Genomic DNA, 22341 nt, shown 5'->3' on the forward strand with positions numbered 1-22341 from the left:
ATGCGAATGAGGTTGAAGATGATGAAGGATTGGATTGATCGTGGATTTGGAAATATGAAAGTTGGCAATCTTGTGAGACTACATATTTCTAGTAAGGAACGGCTAGAGTTCTCTTTAGTTCACGGCTTCGGCGTTACTAATGAGCCAGTGAAGATAACTAAAAATGAAGCCGTTAGACTAGCTAAATATATTCTTATGATTGCGGAGGAAGATTAAAAATGGATGATAGTATTTCAGGATGGGCCTTACAACTGGCGGTAGAAATACTGGGTTATAGCAATGTTGGAGAGGTACCTAATGAGTTGTTAAATCAAATTTATGATTTAGCGGAGGATTTGGATGATTAAAACATACAGAAAAGTAGCAACCATCAAGGCCGAACAATTTGACGGTTCTAATGAAATGGTTAATAGATATGACATTAAAACAGGCGAAAAATATCTCATTAGAAGTGCAAATTGCCATTTCATTTTACCAACCTTAGAAGGTGGAGAGTTCCTCTATATAGGTAATTGGATTGCTACCGGAATAGATGGAGAGCATTGGATAATTCAGGATGACATTTTTAAGAAGACTTATGTGGAGGTCAAGTGATGATTTAATTTGGGACGATAGGTACTTCAAATTGAAATTAAAGATTTAACATATGAGTAGGGGAGAGTGAACACTATTAGATCAGACATAAAGATTAGACCTGATATTCGCATTAGAGTAGAGGCAGTCTTAAGAGATTATCCAGACTTAGAAACTTACATTAAGAACCGCAAACAGGAGTTAATGATTCCACATCGTGAGATTGATGAAAATGTAGGTGGCGGTAAGTCATCTAAGATTTCTAAACCACAAGAACAAATGATGATTACGATTGACGCTGATCGTCGTCTCAAAAGTCTTGAACGTGAAAAATCAGCAATTGAAAAATGTTTTTTTGAATCTGATACTGATACACAAATAATTATTAAAGAGCTGTATTTTAGAAGATATCCAAAATATACTACTGAAGGATTATCATTAAATCATGTGGTAAATTGTTCAATTCGCACTATTAAAAGAATGAAAGGAGCTTTTTTAAGAAGACTAGCTAGTGAGTTAGATATTTATGAACCATAATTGGCACGAATATGGCACTATTTACCATCAAAAAAAAAATAGAATAGTATTATAGCAAAGCTATGAAATCCAAAGGTGGATATAAATCATGAGCACGAATTATTGTTGGTATTGTAAAAAAGAAGTCAAAAACGCTTTATCCGAAGGCACTGACTATCACGGATTTTTGGTGCATCGAAAATGTTTAGAACCATGTAAGGAATATGAGAATGATCTTTACGATGAATACAATCGAAATCGGATGGAAATTTTTTGGAACAAGGCACTCAGAAGCATTAAAAAGAAATATAACATTAATATGTATTTCGAAGAAGCGCAAATTGTTTACGACAAGGCAATGAGTGATTATAAAAAATTTCAATCATCGCAAGAAATGATGGCGGCAATGGAGCTTATAAGAAAAAGAATACATACAAAGGTTCAATATCCAATATTAAATTATAAAGTTGATTTTTTATTGCCAGAATTAAAAGTAGCATTGGAAATTGACGGTGGACTGCATAAGTTCCAGATTGTTAAAGATTCAGCAAGAGAAATAGCGATTATGAATGAATTAAACAAAGAAGATACTGGCTGGGAGGTTATTAGGATTCCTACCAATATGATGGAAAAAGACATACAGAAGTTGGTTCCTGCAATAAAAATGCTTTATAAGAAAAGGCAAGAAACTCGAAGAAAAAATGGTGGGTTCTTACCAACTAATTGGAGTAGGACCAATAGAGATATGCAATTAGAAATTCTAAAAGAAGTTGATAAAACCACCGATTCCTATAAAGGTTTATTAACTGATGAAAAGAACCAACAGCTACATTAAAAATATTACAGAGTGGTGTGGAAACCCTCTGCATTCTGTGAGAACGCATGGGCGAATCAGTAGAGACCAAACAATACAAAACGATACCAACAAATTATATCGTTGCTCAAATTGATGTTAGGTTCGATACCTATTTCTTACATTATGGAAATGGCAGCTTCCATATTAAAATCCTCCTTTCGGGTATAATTTGGCTGGTTAATCCCAGTCTTATGTTTCGGTAGCTCAACGGTAGAGCGTTTGGTTGTAACCAAAAGACTGTAGGTTCAAACCCTACTCGAAGCTTTGATTGTCGGAAAGCAATCATAAAATTTAAAAGAAAGAGCTTTTAATTCTTTTTTTTAATTTGTAAAACAACAACGGTAGTCAGTGGTGCAAAGGGTAACGCTGTAAAAACGGTGGTGTGTGGTTCGATTCCATGCCTGACTATAAGGTGTGACATGGTGAAACGTATACTAGTTAATGCGCTTGTGGGTTCGATTCCCACTCCCACTCACACTATATTAAAACTGATCGTGTGCTTGCACGCCACTAGCTGGTAGGTTAATTCCTATCGGCTTTTTATTTTGGAGGAAACAATATGTTAAAGATTAAATATTATTATTTTGAAAAAGGTTCATTGGTTTCAGACGATGCTTACATTAACCCTAATCTTATTTCGTCAATTACTAAAGGATATAAAAAGTATAGGAAACTTTATTACGTGAATATTGATGGAAATACTTATTCAGTTAAAGAAAAGAGTCTAAATAAAATTTCAGATTATTTAGGTTATAAGTTTAAGTTGTAACGGGAGGCATAAATATGAAAGTAATCATACATCCTAATGAAGCACCAATTATATATGACGACTTAGGTAAACGTATTGAGGGAATATATAACTTTGATTATCATTACGTGACTGAGGGTGCTAACTCTAACCCTTCTGGTACTAATACTATGAGTCTTTATTACTGGTCCGATGATGATATTAACTACCAAAGCATGTTACATCAAGGCTGGGATAAATATAACAGTAAAGAATATGTGACTACACCAAAGGTTAAACCACAAGGAATACTTCATTATGTTCCCAACAATTTTAATGCGTATCTTACTAAGGGAGACTTTGAGGTGCTTGAGAAGATAAAACATGATCGTTCTATTACCAGAGAAAACAGTATTCATAATGACCTTCGTTAGAAGATGTAAGCATAGTGGCTGTCATAACTTAGTGAGTGGTAACAGTCCATTCTGTAATGAACACACAGCAGACCTATCAGCATATGAATATCGCATAGCGAAGCAACGCTCACACATTAAGAGACATCAGCAAGAGTACAATGCTACTGCTCGTGCTGCTAATGATGAACGCAAGCAACGTGACGGCTTCTATCATTCAAGAGAATGGAAGCACATCCGATTGTCTGTACTTGAGCGTGACAACTACGTTTGCCAATACTGTTATCGTTTTGGAATTGTGAGACCAGCCAATACAGTTGACCATATCGTACCAGGACAAGTTGCACCTGAACTTATTCGTGACACTTCCAACCTTGCAGTAATCTGTCGTGGATGTCATAGCCGTAAGACAGATTGGGAACATAAGTTCTATCACACAGGATACAAAAATAATAATCAAAAAATACAAAAAGATATTTTATTAAAAGACATTTCAGAATTGCCGAACTTTTCAAAATAGACCCCCGCCTACTGTCTCTAGGGAGACAGCTCGCATAGTGGGCATGAGCTTTAAAAAAAGTCCGAAAATTAAACTTTTAACGTAGGAGGTGAGAAGTTGAACCCAAGAAACGCAGGTAGAAAGCCTAATTTAGCTGTTGTAGACCCTAAACACCCAGAACAAAAGGCACGTCAAACAGCCGTTAAACAAGCTAGAAAAGGGCTTAAGAAGCTTCCTAAAAGAGCGCCAAACTACTTAATGCCAGAAGCTAAGAAATTGTGGAAGACATTAGTTCCAAAATTAGAATCAGTCGGATTGGTTAGTGTTCTAGATCAAACTAATCTCGAATTATTCTGCACACAGTATGCTATGTACTTAGATGCAGTCAATAGTATTTCAGAGCATGGTCAAGTTTACATGGATGAGAATGGAAATCTCAAAAAGAACCCAGCCGTTGGTATTGTTGACAATTGTTCGAAGGCTTTAAGAAGTTTAGGTATGACTTTGGGAATTGATTTTAACTCTTACTCTCAACGTATAGGAGTTAATGGAAATGATTCTAACAGCATTGACATTCAAAAAGAATTGAAGAAGTTTGGGGGCCAGTAGATGGACTTATCAAAAATAAAGCGTAGTCAACGGTCACTTGAACTTTTGAAAGAATACCGGTCAAGAGACTTCAGTGATATTAAAGAAAAGTATAAAGACGAAGGAACAAAATATGCTTTTAAGGTCCTAGATTTGGAAGTTATTTCTGGGTACAATATGAAACTTGCAGCGTATAGACAGTTGAGAGACCTTCAATGCGTTGAAGATTCAACTTATAACTATCCTTATTATTATGATGTTGAAAAGTGTCAACAAGTTTTAAACTTTGCGGACATTTGTCCCAACGTTGATACAGGAGAGCCAGTTCCTTTAATGGATTGGCAAAATTTTATACTTTGCTTAATGTTCGGCTGGCGAGAAATCAAAACAGGAAATAAACGTTACGGTTCAGTTATTATTTCTGTTGCTCGTGGACAAGGTAAGACTTATTTAATGTCTATCATTGCTTGCTATTCATATTTAATTGAAACTATGGGACTGGATAATCAAGATCTCATGGTTACTTCAAACATCACTGATCAGGCAAGAAAGATCTATGGTTATATTTCAACGATGATGAATAAAATCATTGATAAGAATGTTGTATTTAATGAATTAAAGAAACAAACTGATTTAGACGTTCAATATAATAAAGTGATCCAGCGCAAAACTAATAATAGGTTATTACAGCTATCAGCAGAGAGTGGTAAGTTTGATTCTTACCACTTTTTGTTTGCCGTTTATGATGAAGCTGGAGAAACTAATCATTCTGTTGTTACTAGTAAAATTACATCTGGTCAAGTTAAAGTTCCTAATTCGCAGTTCACTCAAATTTCTACTGCTTATCCCGATTCTACAGTTCCTTTTAAGCAGGAAGAAGATTCCATCATTAAAATTATGGAACGTGACGAACATGAAGAGGGCGACCGTAAATTAGTTTTGATTTGGTCTCAAGATAGTGAAGATGAAATGAATGAACCTGAAACTTGGGCTAAAAGTAATCCTTTGCTATTACTGCCAAGCGAACATGATAATTTGATGTCAGGTTTGAAGCAAGAACTTGATGATAAGCGCTTGTCGGGTGAAGAGTTTAGATTTGCTAACAAAAATTTAAATCTATGGTTAGATTACAAAACCAATTCCTATATTGATTTAGACGACTGGGAAGCTACTACTTCTACTACTGATTTTGATATTAAAGGTAGAGACGTATATATCGGCTTTGATGCCAGTCTTACATCCGATAACACTTCGTTAACATTTATATTTCCTTATAAAGAAAACGGAATGGAACGTTACCACATCATGCAGCATTCATTCATTCCGTGGAAGTTAATGGGTTCCATTTCAGCAAAGGAAAAGTCAGATGGTATTGAGTATCGTAAGTTTGCTGAATTAGGCTATTGTACGATTACAAACAATGAGCGTGGACTGATTAATTTAGATCAAGTCTACACGTGGCTTATGACTTTTGTAGAAGAAAACAACCTGAACGTTTTATTCTTTGGCTATGATGCTTTAAGAACTAATAACTTCACTCAAGCACTTAACGATAAGACTGATTGGAACATTATGGCTATCAAACAAACATCTTACATTTTGACTGAATCAATTAAATATATTCAGGATAGTTTCTTCCACAGAAATATTTCTCATGAAGACGATGAAATTATGAAGAAAGCGTTAATGAATGCTGAAGTTGGTGAGAATAGGGCAGGTATGGAGATTGGAAAGTCCAAACAGTCATTAAAGATTGATGTGGTTGATGCTTTAATTGATGCGATGTATCAAGCAATGTATTACTTCAATGACATGAGAGATCGTGACGATCCACTCTCTAGATATTCTGATGACGATATTAAGAAATATTTGAATTCAGGTAAATTTAGTTTTTAAGAAAGGAAACCAATGGTTAAAAATCTAATAGCAAAACTTAATATTTTTAAGCGCTGGCTTCTAATTAATTTAGATACAGTGCTTTTTTTATTGGCAATTTTAATTGTTGATATAAATACATACCACTTTGGAACGATGATTGGTAACTATGTTTTGAGTGCTACTTTAATAATTGTTTCATTAATTTTGAATAAGCCTACTAAGTAACCGCCTACTATAGAAAGGAGGTGAATAAATGATATTTAGATCATTAAGACCATCTAAGGAGCCTTATACATCTTTAGGCAGTGGATATACAGGATTAACTTATTCGATTAAAGATAACAAGATTGTTTTTAATTCTGATTTTGTATCTGCTAGGGATGCTTTAAAAAATTCTGATGTATTCGCAGTTGTAAATAAATTGGCGGAAGACATGGCTAGCGTACATTTTAAAACTAATAATCAATACACAAACAAGGTTTTAACTAATCCTAGTCAATTAACTAATAGTTTTTCTTTTTGGCGATCAATGTACGCTCAAATGCTGTTATCTGGTAACGCCTATGCATTAATTTGGGGCGATAAATCAGGTAGAAGTGATCACTTAGAATATTTGAAACCATCACAAGTCGATATTTATAAATCGGCAGATGGGACTCAGCTAACCTATGACATTAATTTTCCTGACACAGAAGAGCAAGACTTGAATTCAGTTCCTGCTAATCAAATTATTCATTTAAAAAGTGTTTCGCTAGATGGTGGTTTGATTGGTATTTCACCATTACGAGCGTTATCTAAAGAAATGCAACTTCAAGACGCTAATAAAGGCTTGGCGTTAGGAGCGATGAAGAATGGGCTAAACATTACTGGTCTTTTAAAGATCAATAAAGGTGGATTGCTTGAAGGTGAAACAAAAGATAGTGTTCGTAGAGCTTTCGAGCAGCAGGCCGAGAATGGTCATATCGTTGTTTTAGATGACTTGGAGGATTATCAAGCACTTGAAGTAAATCGTGATATTTCTAAATTACTTTCTTCCACAGATTGGACCAGTGAGCAGATAGCTAAGGTATATGGAGTTCCTCAAGATTATTTAGGTAGTGAATCGGAACATTCAAATATTGAAATGGTGGCTATCCAATATGCTCAAACAATTGGTCGTTATATTCGTGGAGTTGTTTCAGAATTTAAGCAGAAATTAAATGGTGAGATTGACTACGATATTAATGATATTTCTGATATTGACGGGCAACAAGTTGAAAAACGTGTTAGAGGGCTTGTTGCTGATAGAGTTATTGGTTATAAGACTGCTCAAAAGATTTTAATTCGTAGTAACTCTGATTTGTTGACTAAAGAAGACATCGTTTCTGGTGATGTTCCGTTTCAATCGGGAGTATCTAAACTGAAAGGAGGTGATAATACAGATGACAAAGAAAACAGTGGAACAACGGGCGATCAATAACAGTAATTTCAAGATTGAAAAACGCTCAGAAGATGATAATTTTAATACGTTGTCAGGGTATGCAATTGTTTTTGACCAGCCAAGTGAAAACTTAGGCGGATTCATTGAGTACGTTGATCGTTCAGCATTAGACAATGTGGATATGAGCAACGTACAGCTACTTTACAATCACAATATGGATAACATTTTAGCAAGAGCAGATAGCAGCACTTTGTCACTTTCAGTAGATGACAGAGGGCTGTTTTTTAATGCTCAAATTCCTAAAACGACGCTTGGAAATGATGTTTCCGAGAATGTTAGAAATGGCAATTTAAAGGGATGTAGCTTTGGTTTCACTATTGATGGTGATGATTGGTCTAACTTGGATAAAGATACCGCTACACGTCGTATCACGCAGATTGGCGACTTATTCGAGTTATCAATTACACCAATGCCCGCATACAAAGAAACATCAGTTTCTAAACGTTCTCTTTCAGAATTTGAGAGCAAAAAAAATAAGAAAGAAGACTCCAATTTAAATAACGAATTGGAGCTTTTAAGAATGGAGACAGAATTATATGACAAAAGAAGAACTTCAAAAACAAATTAAAGAAGCTCAAGAATTTATTCGTTCTAAGGATAATTCACAAGAAGATAAGGACAAAAAGGTCAATGAACTTAAGGAACTTACTAGAAGTTTCAAACAAACTCAAAGTCTTAATGATTTATCCGATGAATTGGGTGAATTAAAAGATGACGACAAAGAAGATCGCTCAAAGAAGTTTCCACAACAAGGCGACAAGCGCACTAAGGTTAATGAAGATAAAAATCCATTGAAGGAAATGCGTTCAGCAATCAATGATTATCTACATTCTGGCGGTACTGTTCGTTCAGATAAACTTCAATTTACAGAAGGCAAGGATAAAGATTTAATTATTCCAACAGAATTAACACGTGATGCACTAGATGGTATTAAATCTGCTGATGTTAATCCAACAATTCCTACATCGATTTCTTATATTCCACAAGATGAAGTTAAAACTGTTGTAGATTTAGGTAGATTTGTAAATCATAAGTCTGTCACTACTGCTACTGGTTCATATCCAATCCGTAAGAAGGCTACTGCTAAATTGAACACAGTTGCTGAATTGGAAAAGAACCCTGAACTAGCAAAACCAAGCTTCACAGAAATTAGTTACAAGGTTGAAACAAGACGTGGTGCAGAACCAGTTTCACAAGAAAGTATCGATGATTCAGCCGTAGATTTGATTCCATTCTTAGTAAACGATGCTAACGAACAAAAGATTAATACAACTAATGCCGATATTGCAGCAATCTTTGAATCATTTAAACCACTAACTGTTAAGACACTTGATGATATTAAACATATTAATAACGTTGACTTGGATCAAGCATATAATCGCTCAATTGTTGCAACAGGTTCATTCTATCAATGGCTAGACACTTTAAAAGACGGAAACGGTCGTTACCTACTACAAACTGATGTTAAGTCTGCTTCTGGTACATCTATTTTCGGTATTCCAGTATTTAAAATTGATGATGATCTATTTGGTGCTAAGGGCGATGCTCATGCGTTTATTGGCGATTTGAATCGTGCCGTTTTCTATGCCGATCGTGCACAAATTACTGCTAGATGGGTTGATGATACTGTCTACGGTCAATACCTTCAAGTTGGTACTCGTTATGACATCGTTAAGGCTGATGAAAACGCTGGTTACTTCTTAACAGTTGATAATAAAACTGCTACTGCTGCTGATACTTCTAATGTTGGTACTACGACTGCAGCTGGTAAGTAATCATGGATGATTCACTATTAAGCGACTTGAAATTAAGTTTAAGACTTGATCCTGACGAAGAAGACGATATGATTTTGAATCGCAATTTAATCGCTGCTGAAAGTTATGTTAAAGGTGCAATTGGTAATGATGACGGTCTTATGGAAGGATTTTATGAGCTTGATTCTGTTAAACAGTCTTATGAGATTGCTGTAATCGCTTTGGCAAGCTCGTATTATACTTTTAGATCATCTGGTATGACCGGACGTATCAATACAGTTGATATGACTGGTAATTCAATTATTGCTCAATTACGAGGCAAGTATTTAAAAGAAAAAGAAAGACGTGAGGCCGATGGTTCAGAACATCAATCCTAGTAGATTGAAGTATCGAGTTAGTTTAGGCAAAGCAGGATTCGTAGAAACACCACAGGGGACTAATAGACCCGATTTTAAAGAAATTAAAAGTCTTTGGTGTGGAATATATACGATGTCGATGATACAGCAGATTACTCTTTTAGGTTCACCAAATACTTTTGACTTAGTGTTAATCATTAGACATCAGTCAGATGGTTTAAAAGGCGTTAAATACGCGCGTTTTAAGGACCAGTTGTATCAATTAGTTGGTAGTTCCCCCGACTTTGACGATTCACCACGTTCTTTTGATTTAATCACTCTAAAGAAAATAGATAAAATTGGAATTTCTTGAGGGGCTTGAAAAATTAGAAAGGGAACTATCTAATTTATCTTTAACTCCTAGTCAAAAGAAAGCTATGACTAAAGCAGGAGCAGAAGTTTATAAAGAGAGTCTTAAAAATAATTTGAACAGTAGTTTACATAAGGGTCCACACACACGTAGATCAAATATCAAATTAGCAGATGACATCAGTCTTAAATACAAGGGCACTGATGGCGCTACTTATGTAGGCTTCAAGAACACTCCTGGTCATTTTGGCTATGTAGCTAGAATTCTTAATGACGGCTACATGGGTCATGGTGGTAAAGGTGCCAGTGAGCACACCACTAAATATATATCGGGATTGCACTTTCAAGAACGAACTATAAATGAAACGAAGGCTTTAGTTTTAGCAGCAGAGGCTAGAAAATATAAAGAAATGTTAGGAGACTAGCATGATTTCAAAAGATGTTAAAAATATTTTATTAAAAAGATTGGATGAGTTAAAAATTAACCCGTCCAACATTTTTATCCAAAACATTCCCCAGGATTTCACGGAAGTTGACGAAACAGCGGTTCTTATATCTGAGATTAACAGTATCTACTCAGGTCGAGCTAGTGATGTTTCTACCACTAAAGATAGCCGGATAGAAATACAAATTTTTTATCGTGGAGATACTAGCCCAGATATTACAGAATCAATCATTAATCAAGAATTAGAAAAAAATTGGTTCTATCAATACGACTCATATCCGAACGTTGATCCAGATACGGGCTTTTTGACTAGAACCATGAAATACGAAAAAACGGAGGTCATTTAAATGGCATTATCAGGTTTTGAATCAGCACGTATCGGTATCTATACCGATAATACTGAAACAATTGACAAGGACAATATTTTTACAATTGAACCCAAAGAAGGAGGTTCAGTAGTTAGTGCGACAATTTCAAATTTATCACCAACTATCACACCTGTTTATGGGTCTGATCAAGAATGGAAAGCAGGTTCTAAAGGTCATGGTGCTATTTCAGTAGCATTTCTTGCTAACGCAATTCCACAAGAAGTCAGACAAAAGATTTTGGGAATGACAACTTTTGACGGTGGCATTTCAGGTATTGGTAAAAAAACAGAATCACCATATTGTGTTTTTGAAATGATTTCACATGACGCAACAGACGAAAGCATTGGCGCTCATTTAGCTTTAGTTAAAGGAAGATTCCATCTTACTACCGTTGCTCCAAAGACAAACACAAATACAACCGTTTATGATCAAGAACAACTTACATTCAGTGCTACTGATCGTGATTCTGATGGATTCGCATACTTTGAAGCCTTGGAGGATGGAAAGAATTACGATGCAGGCAAGTGGGAAACAAAGATTTTTGGTATGCCACTAACAACAAATGGTGCTACTCCTGCTCCAAATGTTCCAAGCACACCAGCCGCTTCAACAGGAAAATAGAAGGGAAAGATTAATCAATGTCTAAAGAATTCGTATACATCAATGCGTTCGGCCGTCGCTTTACGGTCAAGAAAAGTAACAAAAATTTGAGACTTTCTTACGCATATTACACAAACTTAAGTAATAAGAACAAAAACATGATGGCTGTAGCTGATGAAGCAGACAACATTGAAACTAAAGATTTGGGGGAACGTGAAGTTGCTGAGCAAATTATGAACAGTTTCGATACAGCTTCTAAAGCTGCATTAGATTTACAAAATGTTCCAGTTAATTTTATTAAGGAAATTTTGAAATTGACTCCTAAGCAAGTATCAATGCTTGACGACATGACTACATCAGAAACAGGTGCTTTGGCAGGCCGAATCGCTCACGGTGTTACTTCGGATGATGAGGATATTGACCCAAAAAAGCCACACAAGAGGAGCAAGTAGATCCTTTTACCGTCTATCAAGATTTCTTAAATTACGAAAAACAAATTATGCAAGAAACAGGTTGGGACTTAGAAACAGTTGAGTCTCAGCCATTTTTTGTACTTGCAGAAATTTTAGACGATAAACGTGAATCTAATAACCCTAATAATTCTGTTGGTCCTATGAGTTTGACCGACTTTATTAAAACGGGTGGTGTTTCCTCAATTTTAGAGAAAGGAGGATAAATATAAATGGCAAAAGATATGGAACTGAATACAGGTATCCATATTGATTCAATTCAAGCTGAAGGCTCCCTCCAGTCTCTAAGAAATCAAGTCAAAGCATTAACATCTGAGTGGAAAATTAATGAGCAAGTCCAACGAGCAAATGGTGATTATCAATCAGCGTATCAAGCAAAGGCCGAAGGATTAGGGCGAGCTATTGAAGGACAGACTAATTATCTTAACCGATTAAAGTCTGAAATGAGTAACCTCGATAGAACTACTACAGAAGGTAGTCAAAAGTTTAGTCAATATACTAATCAGGTCAATACGGCTACACGTCAATTAAATAACATGGTTATGCAACAAGAACGTGCTAAATCTACTTTGAACTTGTATACGACTGGTATTAAAGACCAAAAACAAGCAATGGAAAATGCTAAGAACATTTCTCAATCACTTGTTGAGCGTTACAAAGCTGAAGGTAAAGAAATTAAGGCATCGGCGACCGAAAGAACGGCACTGAAAGCACGTATTCAAGAGCTAAACTCTCTGTATTCAAAGGAATCAAGCGAGCTAGAACGTGTTAAAAAAGAATCTGGTGAAACATCTAAGGAATATGCTACACAGACTAAACGTGTTAATGAACTTGGTACTGAAATTGCTAAAAGTCGTACCCGCTATCGTGAGTTAGGCAGTGAGTTAGGTGGAATGGGTACACATTTCACTGGTATTAGGCAAGCGGCTGCTACTTCTAAAACTGCTATTGGCAATATGAATAGCAGTATTAAAAATAGTATAAGTCATATGAAGAATATGGCTATGACAGCAGGTATAGCGGGTGCAGCAGTTACTGCTATGTTCGTTAGTGGTGCTAAAAAATCTGTTGAACTTGAAAATAGCTACAAACAGATTACTAACCTGGCTGAAACGGGTGGCGAAAAGGTAGCGGAAGCTACTAAGAACGTATCTAGAATGCAAGAAGACGGTCAAAAATACGCTTTAAAGTATGGTAAATCTCAACAAGAAATTGCAGATGGCTACGAAGACTTAATCAAGCGTGGATATGACACCAAACAAGCATTGGGTGCTATGAAGTCTGAATTACAGGCTTCTGTAGCTTCTGGTGATGATTTCAAGGACGTTGTAAAAGTATCATCACAAACGCTTGAAGCATTCGGTATGAAAACAACATCTACATCAGGAATGATCAAGAATACTAAAAAAGTTGTTAATGATTTAGCGTATGCAGCCGATATGACAGCCACAGGATTTAGTGACTTGGGTGTTGGTATGTCGTATGTTGGTTCTACTGCTCATCAAGCCGGATTCAGTTTAAGTGAAACTTCGAGTGCGATGGGTATCTTATCAAACAATGGACTTGAGGCAGACAAAGCAGGTACTGGTTTACGAAAAGTAATTAATAGTTTGATTTCGCCAACTAAGACAGGTGCTTCTGCACTTCAAGAATTAGGATTAAGTACCAAAGATTTTACCGATAATAAAGGTAATATGAAGTCCATGACTGACATATTCGGTTTATTGCATGACAAGATGCAAGGCATGGGTAAGAACAAGCAAACCGATATTTTCCATAATTTATTTGGTACAACAGGTCAACAAGCTGGTTTAATCTTGGCTGATAATGCTAAACAGTTAGGCGAATTGAACCAAAAGGTTGCTGATTCCGCAAAGAATGACTATGTTGGTAAACTAGCTAAAAAGAATAGTGAAACAGGTAAAGTTGCATTAGATAGATTAAAGCAATCTGTCAATGCTATTACCATGACAATTTCGAGTGCTGCATTGCCAGCCATTACAGAAATTGGTGACAAGTTAGCTAAAGCAGCAGGTACTAAAGAGTTTGGAAATGCTGTAAAAGGTGTTGGCAAATGGGTTGGAAATCTAACTGATAAAGTAGCTGATTTCTTTACTTACTTAGGCAAACATTCCAATGATCTAAAAGGTATTACAGGTTCGTTAGGAACAATTGTTAAAGATATAGCCGTTGGTGCTTGGGATACGTTTTATGGAATTATTAAGGGTATCGGTAAGGCATTTGGACTAGTTCATACCAATGGCAAAAAGGCCGAAGATCCACTAAAAGTTTTAAACGAATTTGTAAGTGGCATTGCTAAGCATGAACAGGCTCTAAAAACTATTGGTGGTCTATTAGCTGGCATTTGGGTAGCGGATAAAGTAGCTAATTTTGCAGTTAAAATCAACGATGTTGCGGATGCTTTCGGTGGATTAAGTAAGAAACTTAAGAACTCAGGAATTCAAAATGCTGCTAGTGAAATTGGCGAACAATCAGGTGAGAATTTAGCTAAGGGCATTGAATCAAAAGCTGAAAGCAGTTCAATTAGTAGTAGATTAAATGCGCTTGGTGGTTCGATGATGGGAAAAATTTCCATCGGTATGAGTGTAGTACAAGTCGGATTTGATGTTATTGGTGCCATTAAAGCTAAAAATCCTACTGATAAAGCTAAAAATATCGGTGGAGGTATTGGTTCAGCTTTAGGTGCAGGTATTGCAGGAATTCTTTTGGGACCAGAAGCAGCAGTCTTAGGGGCACAACTCGGAGATTTAATTGGTAAAAATGTTGGACCAGGTATTAGCAACTATCTTGATCATGGAAATACATCCCCTAAGGGCTCCAAATCAGATATTAAGAAGCGTCTGAAAGAAGCTCAGGATCAATATAAGGCAAATAAGCGAGAATATAATTGGTTTCATTCATCCGTTAGTAAAGATGCTTTGGATCAAAATGATAAAGATATTAAGAGATACGAACAACAGCTTAAGCGTATTGAGAATGATAAGAAAAAGCCAAAGACGACTTCCACTGCTAAAGCAATCAAAGATGTAGCAACGACACATGTATCTAAAACAGATATTAAGAATGTTAAAGATATGGTGCCAGCTATCAAAGATTACGAAAAAGCTATTAAAAGCCTTAAGTTAAACCTTAAAAATAACAGTCCTTCTAAGGAACTATCTAAAATTGATAAGTCAATTCAGGGTAAGTCTAAAGAATGGAAAAATATGGTAAAACCAGTTAATAATGTAGCTGGTGCATTTAAGAAGCTTTCATCTTCCACTAAATTTATGAAGAAAGATCCATTTTCTGAGTTGAATAGTGATTTAAAGAAGTTAAAGAAAACCCTTAAAGATAGTAATATTACAGATAAATTAGATTCCATGGCAAAAGATTTAAAGAAACATAAGCTTGCCAGTGAACTAAAGACTGTGGCTAGTTCTATTAAGGATAATACCAAGACGTGGACTAAATTCGCTAAACCAATTAGAGATGTTCAAAAAGCTTTTCAAGAGCTTAATAAATTTACTAAGACGTATAGTAAATCTGATCCATTTGCCAATTTGGATAAAGATATTCAAAACTTAACTAAGACTTTAAATAATCAGAATATCGGTAAAATTCTAAAATCGCAGATAACTGAGGCCAATAAGGCAACCTCTAATGTTACCTTTGATAAAGATTTCAAGACTGATACGGATAATGTTGTGGATGCCTTAAAATCATTCAAGATCAACTTTGATAAGTCTTGGAAAGATGTGTGGGCTAATACAGGTTCTGAAGAAAAAGACGCATTAGCCAAAGTTGTAAGTAATTACAGCTCTAAAATGAACTCGATTTCTAAGAAAGAGACTAGTTTTTCTAGCGACTATTTAAATAAATGGAGTTCGTGGTTAAAATCTGTTACAAGTTCTTTTAAGACCGCTTTTAATTCGTTACCTGGTCTTGCAAGTAAATCATTAAGTAAGGTCATTTCAGAAGTTAACAAAGGTATTGGCGGGGTTAATTCAGTCATTACTGATTTCGGTGGTAAATCACTGAATTTAGCAAAATATGCTGTTGGTACTGCTGGTACTCCTGGTGGTAATTTAGCTGTTGTTGGTGAGCAAGGATATGAGCTTGCTTATGACAAAGCTAATGGAATTTATCCAGTTGGCTTAAAAGGCGAAGAAGTTCGCTATTTAGGAGCTGACACGGCAATCCTTCCACATCATTTATCAGAGCAATTTATGGGAATGGTAGCTAACCTTCCACACCATGCAACTGGTAAAGGTGATACAAATAAAACGTCCGAAGACATGACCGATTATGTATTTGAACATTTGGATGAACTAAAAAAAGACCCAGTTCCATTTTTAAAGAAACCTTACTTTGAAAAGGCTAATTTTAATGGAAATGAGTTTATTAGTCGTTTTGGAAATGCTATTTCAAATGGTTTCCTGAAGGCTATTGCAGAGCCATTTAAGAAAACATTAGCAGATATGGACTTTAGTGGAGCTGGTGGTGCTAGACCAGTTAAAGCATATGGTCCAATGATTAAAGCCGCTGCTGCTTATATGCACCAGCAAATAACCGATTTCAATGTGGATATGATTGAAAGAATCATCGCTAATGAATCAGGTGGTGATCCTAACGTTACTAATAATTGGGATGACAATGCTAAAGCAGGTCACCCCTCAACTGGTATTCTCCAATATATCCTACCAACCTTTTTAAACTACGCTATGCCAGGACATACTAATATCCACAATCCATTAGATCAGTTGATTGCGTTATTCAACGATTCAACATGGCGTACGGATATGGGCATGGGCTACAATGGGAAATTCGGTGAATGGCGTGGGCAAGCATCAGGTCCAAGTGGTCCAAGGTTTATGTACGACGGTGGATTTATTACTAAACCTACAAGTATCATCGGTGGCGATGCTGGTCCGGAAGTTATGATTCCACTTAATAATAAGATGAGAGCAATTCAAATTCTTCAAAAAGCTAAAGATACAATTGGCGGTCCTGATGATAATAATGTAACTACATCAGTTGATACGGCCAGAGTTGAAAGCAACCAACAACAACAATTGATGATGACACAAGTCATGGTTAAATTATTGAGTAAAATTGCTGATGGTTCAATGGCTTCTGATGTTTCAAATGGTGGCATATCATTAAATGATATTTCAAATGCTTTAGATAAAATTGGCTTATCTAATCGAAAAATGACTAAGTTCCAAGGAAAGGGAGGTACAGCGTTTGCCTAAAAGATTATCAGATGGACATTACAGACAGAACTCATTACTAATTAAATCCGATGGACAAAATGAATTTGAAATTAGTAATTATCATGATTTGATATTTACTAGACTTATAGTAGGTTCACCACAGACGGCTCCTAATCTAAAGACTAATGCAGGTGTAGATGGACAAGTCCAAACTGGCCCTGTATTGTATACCTCACGCACAGCAAAAGCCGACTTTTTATTGAGAGTTGATGATGGAATTGATTTAGAAAGTCGATTCCATGAATTTTATAATAAGTTCTTCAATAGAGGTTTAGTGAGAGTTCGTCAAAGCTATGATATTGGCCGTTGCTTTTATGGAATACCTAAGCCATTTTCATATACAGATGTTGGATTTTACGATAAAACTTTTTCAGTAGAGTTCGATATTCCTAGTGCTTATATGTATTCAGTGGCTAGATCAACGGACTTTCCAATTGATCCAAGTAAGGAAGATTTAATTTCTAATAATTTAAACCTTTCAACAACTGATTTGAATTACACTCACTCTCAAGGAACCTTTAAAATATTTAATCCCAGCGATTTTGATATCCAACCGTATGAACAGAATCATGAATTAAATATTATTTTTAAGGGTTCTGGTAGTCCTAGCTTGACTAATATAACCACCCAAGATGTTTTCTCTATGAACTCAAATATTTTTTCAAATGATTCTCTAGTTTTAAAAGGTGTGCACCCACTGCTTAATGGTGATTCTTGCGAAATAGAAACTAATCACGGTCACATCAATTTAAAGAAAGGTTGGAATGATTTCAGCTTGGCAGGCTTTAGTGGCACTGTCACATTTGATTTTCCTTTTATATATCTATGATTAATTTTAAAAAATATAGAGTTCAGGATAGAGAAGACAAGTATGATGAAACTCTTACTTGCATTGATAGAGGATCATTGAGCAATTCAGAAGAAATGAATAAGACCAATCAAATTGATTTCACAGCGATTAACGATAATTCTATAGGCTATCAATTATTGCAAAATGAAAATTATATTGTATTTGATGGTCAAAGATATCGTATCAAGCAGGCCGAAAAGGACGATGAGGGGTATGACTTCAAACGAACTGTTTCAGCCACACATATCTGGTTTGATTGCCAATATGTTTATCAATACGATAAGATCAAAGGTACTAAAAAACTTTCAGCCAACGATTTGATGAGCTTCGTTTTTGATCAAAACGAACTCGGTAATCATGGGTTTACTTGGAAAGTTTCTGGTACAACTGATAAATTAACATTCACAGACTACGGTGAAAAATCAGGGCTTGAATGTGTAAATGATTGTATTGAAAAATTTAATTTAGTTGTTGTAGCTGATAACAAAAATATTACTTTAATTCCTATGAATGATTGGCAGCATAAGGTTAATAAGTCATTTAGATACATTAACAACACGCCTACATTCACAGCTAACATTGATACCACAGAAATTCAAAATATTGCTAGGGTTTACGGCAAAGCTAACGCACCAGTTACCTCTCCTATTGGTACAGCTATTGGGACTATCAATACGATGGAAACTAATGGTGCTCCTGTTGTGGATGATCCTAATAAGCCTACTAATGCAGTCCAGAACTTGCCTAACGGAACTAAATGGGTAATGGATTCTAAGGTAGTAGCTAATGGTGAAACATGGTACCGTGTATCAACCAATGGTTGGGTTAACGAAAAGTACATTGTATTTGATAAGAACGGCGATGTTCAACCAGAAAATCACATTATTACTCAAGTGACCGGACAAGGAACAATTAAGACTTCCACAGACTCACTAAAGGAAGATACTTCTAGTGGCAAAGTTCTACCAGTAGGAAATGCTATTGGTACAGTCAATACAATGGTTTCAGGTGGTGCACCTGTGTTAAGTGATCCATTGAAACCTGATTCAATAGTTAATCACTTGGTCAATGGGTCAACATGGGCAATTCATAACAAAAAAGTTGTTAATGATATTACATATTACGAAGTAGCTACTAATCAGTGGGTTGATTCTCAATACATCAATTTTGATAAAGATGGAAGCGTGAAACCAGAGGATCATACTATAAATCCTGTAAGTGGACAGGGTACTGTTAAGGCACCTGAAGCTGATTCTAGTAATGATGGTGCATCAATCGTTTATGTCTATGATTCACCGTTTACACCTCAAAACAAAACGGGTGGAACACTAGCACCAGGAACTCAATGGGTAATTAGTTCATCTGTTTCCGATGGTGCTCAAGGCAAATCATGGTATCAAGTCGGAACCAATCAATGGGTAATGCAGGATCAATTAGATTTCAAAGCAAAAACCGATGTAAGTCCATCAGAAGTAACGCCTACTGAATCAATCGTTTATGATTCACCTTGGACTCCGCAGCATGAAGTGGGTAGAAAGCTTGCTAACGGAACACAATGGAAAATAGACGGTGAGATTACTGATGGAGCTAACGGTAAGACATGGTATCGTGTAGCAACTAATGAGTGGGTATGTGCCGATAATTTCGTATTTACTGGTGATACAGATGTTGAACCAACGGAAGTTAAGAAGTCAGATGATGATAATGCAGAAGATGACCATTCTACTGATTACTTTCATCCTTTTATAATTAGAGATGAAAAATCTATTCAAGAGTGGGGTGAACGTCCTGGCCCAGCCGTTACGAACAACGATATTGAAGACCCTGAAGAAATGAGAAAATATGCACTATCTCAAATGAAGACAGAGCCAACTGTGGATATCACAATGACTTATTCTGGAGATGATACTTTCAATATTGGAGATATGGTTTATTGTGATATAGAACCAGAGAATTTTACTACTTGGGTCACGGTCGTTAGTATTAAATACAATCCGCTAAGTTATGCAAATACTTATGAGGTTACATTAAATAATACGTCCCAAACACTATCAGACTATGAGTTATCAGTTCAAAGTTCTTTAGCTAACGCTAGATACAATGGAGCTACTTCAATCTCAAATGGAATTATTGCAAGTCCATTCATTACACAGAAAGTAGGCGAGGTATAGTGGAAGATATACGTAGAATTGCTGATCCAATTACTAAAGAGTTTTATTATCCACAGACACATTATTTAGCCGTGATTGACTTAGACAATCATATTAAAGATTTAATGAATCAAAATAATACTTATGCGAAATACGTTAAGGACATGGAGTTAATTGATACTTCGGGTCCTTTTTATTTTGATGAAAATACATTAAATAAACCCGCAAATATCCCAAAAGGATACCTACGGGCAACATTTATAGATTCAAAAAATGGGATTGTAGAAATTATTACAACTAACGAATATTACGAATTTACAGACGGTGAAATGTCTGAATTAAAAGAAAGTGATTTTAATATTGGTCAAGTTGATCCTGATATTGAAAAGCATTGGCAATATATAGAATCAGAATTGGAGGCAAATTAATGGTAAACGTGATTGATAATACAGCAAGGGGACGCGCTAATAAAATGCCTGTTGGAATTAAAATAATTGATGACAGGGGGCGTGATTAATTGTACTTACCAGACGGAGTAGTTAAATCAGAGTTTCCAGGCTTGAGTATGCAGTCTAAAGATGGAAAGACAGCAGTTTTAAGTTTTGACAATGGTGAAAAAGTAATTATTTCAAAGCAAAATTCTGATGGCACTACTGATTCAGAAGTATATAACTTTAAAGCTGTAACTGATGAAACGGTATTCCCACCAGTTCCTGACTTACCTAATTATTGGCATGATGTTGATTTAGATAAATGGAATGGTGTAATTGATAGCAATTTTAAAGATAGCTTAAATAGCAATAATGATCAGATTCAGAAATCTATCAATTCATTGTATGAATATGAAACTGATCAAAGAAACTTTTTTGCAAAGCTTAAAGATATGTTAAGCGACTTTAAAGGGTTTGTTGAAACAATTATTTCTGCTAAAACGGCGGAATTTTTAAGTAAGTTTTCTGATCAATATTATAAAAAAGATGAAATTGACGACAAAGTACGTGTCTTGCAGTCACAAATAGATCATTTAAAAAATGAAAATTCTACTTCTAACGGAATTAAAAAGCCAGGAGTATTTTAGAAAGGAAGTAAAAATATGGATGTAACAACAGATTTACCAATTCCTCAAATTATGATTTTTGATATTGGTAAAGAAGAAGCATTTTATTTAGACAGATTAGATTCATCTGACGAAAACAATATGAACAGTCCTCAAAGTGTTTATATGCGACAGATCACAAAACGGGTTATGCCAATTCTTTTGGCTAAGCAAGGCGAAGGTGGTTTGGCTACTGTTGATGTTCAGATGCTGAATTACGGTAATAAATTAGATCTAACAGGCTGGCATGGAGATTTCGTTGGAACAGATTCAGCAGGTATTCCAATTACAACTGATAATAATTTCGATTCCAAAGATCCAACTTCAGGTTTGATCAGTTTCTCATTACCAAAAGAGGCAACTATTCATGCAGGAGATTATCGAAACGCCTATTTCAAATTTAGAGATAAGAATTTAAATGTTGTTAAAACTTTATTTTTCAATGTGCGAATTTTAGAAGATAGTAATTATTATCCTGATGAACTCCCTCATAAAGAATATTGGGGTGAGGGTGAAAGAGCTTTATACGAGTTAGGACAGCTTCAAAAGTCATATACAGATTTGATTATGAATAATATTCAAAATTTAGATGATATTGTTTTGGCCAAGTTATCTGACTACAACAACCGTATGTCCGTTATTGAAGAAGCTATCAAGAACAACGATTTTACTAAAGCTATTCAAACAGCTTTAAATAGTGATTTCGCTATTGGTCAAGTTGATCCTGATATTGAAAAGCATTGGCAATATATAGAATCAGAATTGGGGGCAGATTAATGGTAAATGTAATTGATAATGAGGCAAGAAATCGCAGTAACATGATGCCTGTTGGAATTAAAATAATTGATGACAAAGGAGACGTAGCTCACACTGCAAAAACAGATTTAGGTACTAACTATATTTCTTTAGAATCAAAATGGTTTGGCTCCTCATCAAACAATACTGGTGGCAGTACAGGCGGTAACGCTGGAGGAACTACTACTGGAGGAACTACTGGTGGTGGAACTTCTTCAAGCCAAGTATCACAATTGCCATCCACTTTAAATCTGTTTAGTGGTTCAGCAGTTGGAAGTATTTTGCTATCGGGTCCGTCAACAA

General features: G+C 35.6%; 27 protein-coding genes and 2 tRNA genes. All 29 read left to right on the plus strand.

Annotation, left to right across the window (positions count from 1 at the left end):
- A partial coding sequence (locus LKACC16343_RS13540; protein WP_087721305.1) for a hypothetical protein occupies positions 1-216 on the plus strand: 216 nt, incomplete at its 5' end.
- Positions 217-218: 2 nt separating this feature from the next.
- Positions 219-347 (plus strand): hypothetical protein, encoded by a 129-nt coding sequence (locus tag LKACC16343_RS14650; RefSeq protein WP_256970570.1) that lies wholly within the window; start codon positions 219-221, stop codon positions 345-347.
- On the plus strand, positions 340-594 hold the full coding sequence (locus LKACC16343_RS13545; RefSeq protein ID WP_056950752.1) for a hypothetical protein: 255 nt from the start codon (positions 340-342) through the stop codon (positions 592-594). The genes LKACC16343_RS14650 and LKACC16343_RS13545 overlap by 8 nt, the downstream gene beginning before the upstream one ends.
- A 66-nt stretch (positions 595-660) precedes the next feature.
- Positions 661-1110, plus strand: a complete 450-nt coding sequence (locus tag LKACC16343_RS13550) for a hypothetical protein (RefSeq protein WP_082604470.1) — start codon at positions 661-663, stop codon at positions 1108-1110.
- Positions 1111-1198: 88 nt separating this feature from the next.
- A complete protein-coding gene (locus tag LKACC16343_RS13555; protein ID WP_056950750.1) occupies positions 1199-1924 on the plus strand; it encodes an endonuclease domain-containing protein in 726 nt (241 codons plus the stop codon).
- 214 nt (positions 1925-2138) lie between these two features.
- A tRNA-OTHER gene (locus LKACC16343_RS13560) sits at positions 2139-2209 on the plus strand.
- Between the two features lie 78 nt (positions 2210-2287).
- Positions 2288-2354, plus strand: a tRNA-OTHER gene (locus LKACC16343_RS14425).
- Positions 2355-2504: 150 nt separating this feature from the next.
- Complete coding sequence (locus LKACC16343_RS13565) at positions 2505-2714, plus strand: hypothetical protein (protein ID WP_056950747.1); 210 nt, start codon at positions 2505-2507, stop codon at positions 2712-2714.
- Positions 2715-2728: 14 nt separating this feature from the next.
- Positions 2729-3106, plus strand: coding sequence for a hypothetical protein (locus tag LKACC16343_RS13570; protein WP_056950744.1), 378 nt, complete (start codon positions 2729-2731; stop codon positions 3104-3106).
- A gap of 31 nt (positions 3107-3137) precedes the next feature.
- Positions 3138-3605 (plus strand): HNH endonuclease, encoded by a 468-nt coding sequence (locus LKACC16343_RS13575; protein WP_056950741.1) that lies wholly within the window; start codon positions 3138-3140, stop codon positions 3603-3605.
- 96 nt (positions 3606-3701) lie between these two features.
- Entirely contained in the window at positions 3702-4193 is a 492-nt protein-coding gene (locus LKACC16343_RS13580; protein ID WP_056950738.1) for a phage terminase small subunit P27 family, read from the plus strand.
- The gene (locus tag LKACC16343_RS13585; RefSeq protein WP_056950735.1) at positions 4194-6068 is read left to right on the plus strand and encodes a terminase large subunit; all 1875 of its coding nucleotides are present in this window, start codon (positions 4194-4196) and stop codon (positions 6066-6068) included.
- 235 nt (positions 6069-6303) lie between these two features.
- Positions 6304-7509 carry a phage portal protein gene (locus LKACC16343_RS13595; RefSeq protein WP_056950729.1) on the plus strand — a complete coding sequence of 402 codons (1206 nt, stop codon included), beginning with the start codon at positions 6304-6306 and terminating at the stop codon, positions 7507-7509.
- Complete coding sequence (locus LKACC16343_RS13600) at positions 7472-8098, plus strand: HK97 family phage prohead protease (protein ID WP_056950726.1); 627 nt, start codon at positions 7472-7474, stop codon at positions 8096-8098. The genes LKACC16343_RS13595 and LKACC16343_RS13600 overlap by 38 nt, the downstream gene beginning before the upstream one ends.
- A complete protein-coding gene (locus LKACC16343_RS13605) occupies positions 8067-9305 on the plus strand; it encodes a phage major capsid protein (protein WP_056950723.1) in 1239 nt (412 codons plus the stop codon). Before LKACC16343_RS13600 ends, LKACC16343_RS13605 begins: the two co-directional genes overlap by 32 nt.
- Positions 9306-9307: 2 nt before the next feature.
- Positions 9308-9661, plus strand: coding sequence for a head-tail connector protein (locus tag LKACC16343_RS13610; protein ID WP_056950721.1), 354 nt, complete (start codon positions 9308-9310; stop codon positions 9659-9661).
- Positions 9639-9992: a phage head completion protein gene (locus LKACC16343_RS13615; protein ID WP_056950718.1), complete on the plus strand. Its 354-nt coding sequence runs from the start codon at positions 9639-9641 to the stop codon at positions 9990-9992. The genes LKACC16343_RS13610 and LKACC16343_RS13615 overlap by 23 nt, the downstream gene beginning before the upstream one ends.
- Positions 9979-10413, plus strand: coding sequence for an HK97 gp10 family phage protein (locus tag LKACC16343_RS13620; protein ID WP_056950714.1), 435 nt, complete (start codon positions 9979-9981; stop codon positions 10411-10413). Before LKACC16343_RS13615 ends, LKACC16343_RS13620 begins: the two co-directional genes overlap by 14 nt.
- 1 nt (position 10414) lies before the next feature.
- Entirely contained in the window at positions 10415-10780 is a 366-nt protein-coding gene (locus tag LKACC16343_RS13625) for a DUF806 family protein (protein ID WP_056950713.1), read from the plus strand.
- Positions 10781-11422, plus strand: coding sequence for a major tail protein (locus LKACC16343_RS13630; protein ID WP_056950710.1), 642 nt, complete (start codon positions 10781-10783; stop codon positions 11420-11422).
- A gap of 17 nt (positions 11423-11439) precedes the next feature.
- Entirely contained in the window at positions 11440-11853 is a 414-nt protein-coding gene (locus LKACC16343_RS13635; protein WP_056950707.1) for a phage tail tube assembly chaperone, read from the plus strand.
- A 47-nt stretch (positions 11854-11900) separates the two neighbouring features.
- Positions 11901-12077 (plus strand): hypothetical protein, encoded by a 177-nt coding sequence (locus tag LKACC16343_RS14430; protein WP_156314048.1) that lies wholly within the window; start codon positions 11901-11903, stop codon positions 12075-12077.
- A gap of 6 nt (positions 12078-12083) precedes the next feature.
- Positions 12084-17126 carry a phage tail tape measure protein gene (locus tag LKACC16343_RS13640; protein WP_056950704.1) on the plus strand — a complete coding sequence of 1681 codons (5043 nt, stop codon included), beginning with the start codon at positions 12084-12086 and terminating at the stop codon, positions 17124-17126.
- A complete protein-coding gene (locus tag LKACC16343_RS13645; protein ID WP_056950702.1) occupies positions 17119-17976 on the plus strand; it encodes a phage tail domain-containing protein in 858 nt (285 codons plus the stop codon). The genes LKACC16343_RS13640 and LKACC16343_RS13645 overlap by 8 nt, the downstream gene beginning before the upstream one ends.
- Complete coding sequence (locus LKACC16343_RS13650) at positions 17973-20168, plus strand: prophage endopeptidase tail family protein (RefSeq protein ID WP_056950699.1); 2196 nt, start codon at positions 17973-17975, stop codon at positions 20166-20168. The genes LKACC16343_RS13645 and LKACC16343_RS13650 overlap by 4 nt, the downstream gene beginning before the upstream one ends.
- A complete protein-coding gene (locus LKACC16343_RS13655; protein ID WP_056950696.1) occupies positions 20168-20575 on the plus strand; it encodes a hypothetical protein in 408 nt (135 codons plus the stop codon). The genes LKACC16343_RS13650 and LKACC16343_RS13655 overlap by 1 nt, the downstream gene beginning before the upstream one ends.
- Positions 20576-20664: 89 nt before the next feature.
- Positions 20665-21225: an LXG domain-containing protein gene (locus LKACC16343_RS13660; RefSeq protein ID WP_056950693.1), complete on the plus strand. Its 561-nt coding sequence runs from the start codon at positions 20665-20667 to the stop codon at positions 21223-21225.
- Positions 21226-21240: 15 nt separating this feature from the next.
- Entirely contained in the window at positions 21241-22020 is a 780-nt protein-coding gene (locus tag LKACC16343_RS13665; protein ID WP_056950690.1) for a BppU family phage baseplate upper protein, read from the plus strand.
- The coding region (locus LKACC16343_RS13670) for a hypothetical protein (RefSeq protein ID WP_179207693.1) at positions 22020-22341 on the plus strand (322 nt) is incomplete at its 3' end. The genes LKACC16343_RS13665 and LKACC16343_RS13670, both read left to right, overlap by 1 nt.

The organism is Companilactobacillus bobalius (assembly GCF_002179915.1).
GTDB classification, from domain to species: Bacteria; Bacillota; Bacilli; order Lactobacillales; family Lactobacillaceae; genus Companilactobacillus; species Companilactobacillus bobalius.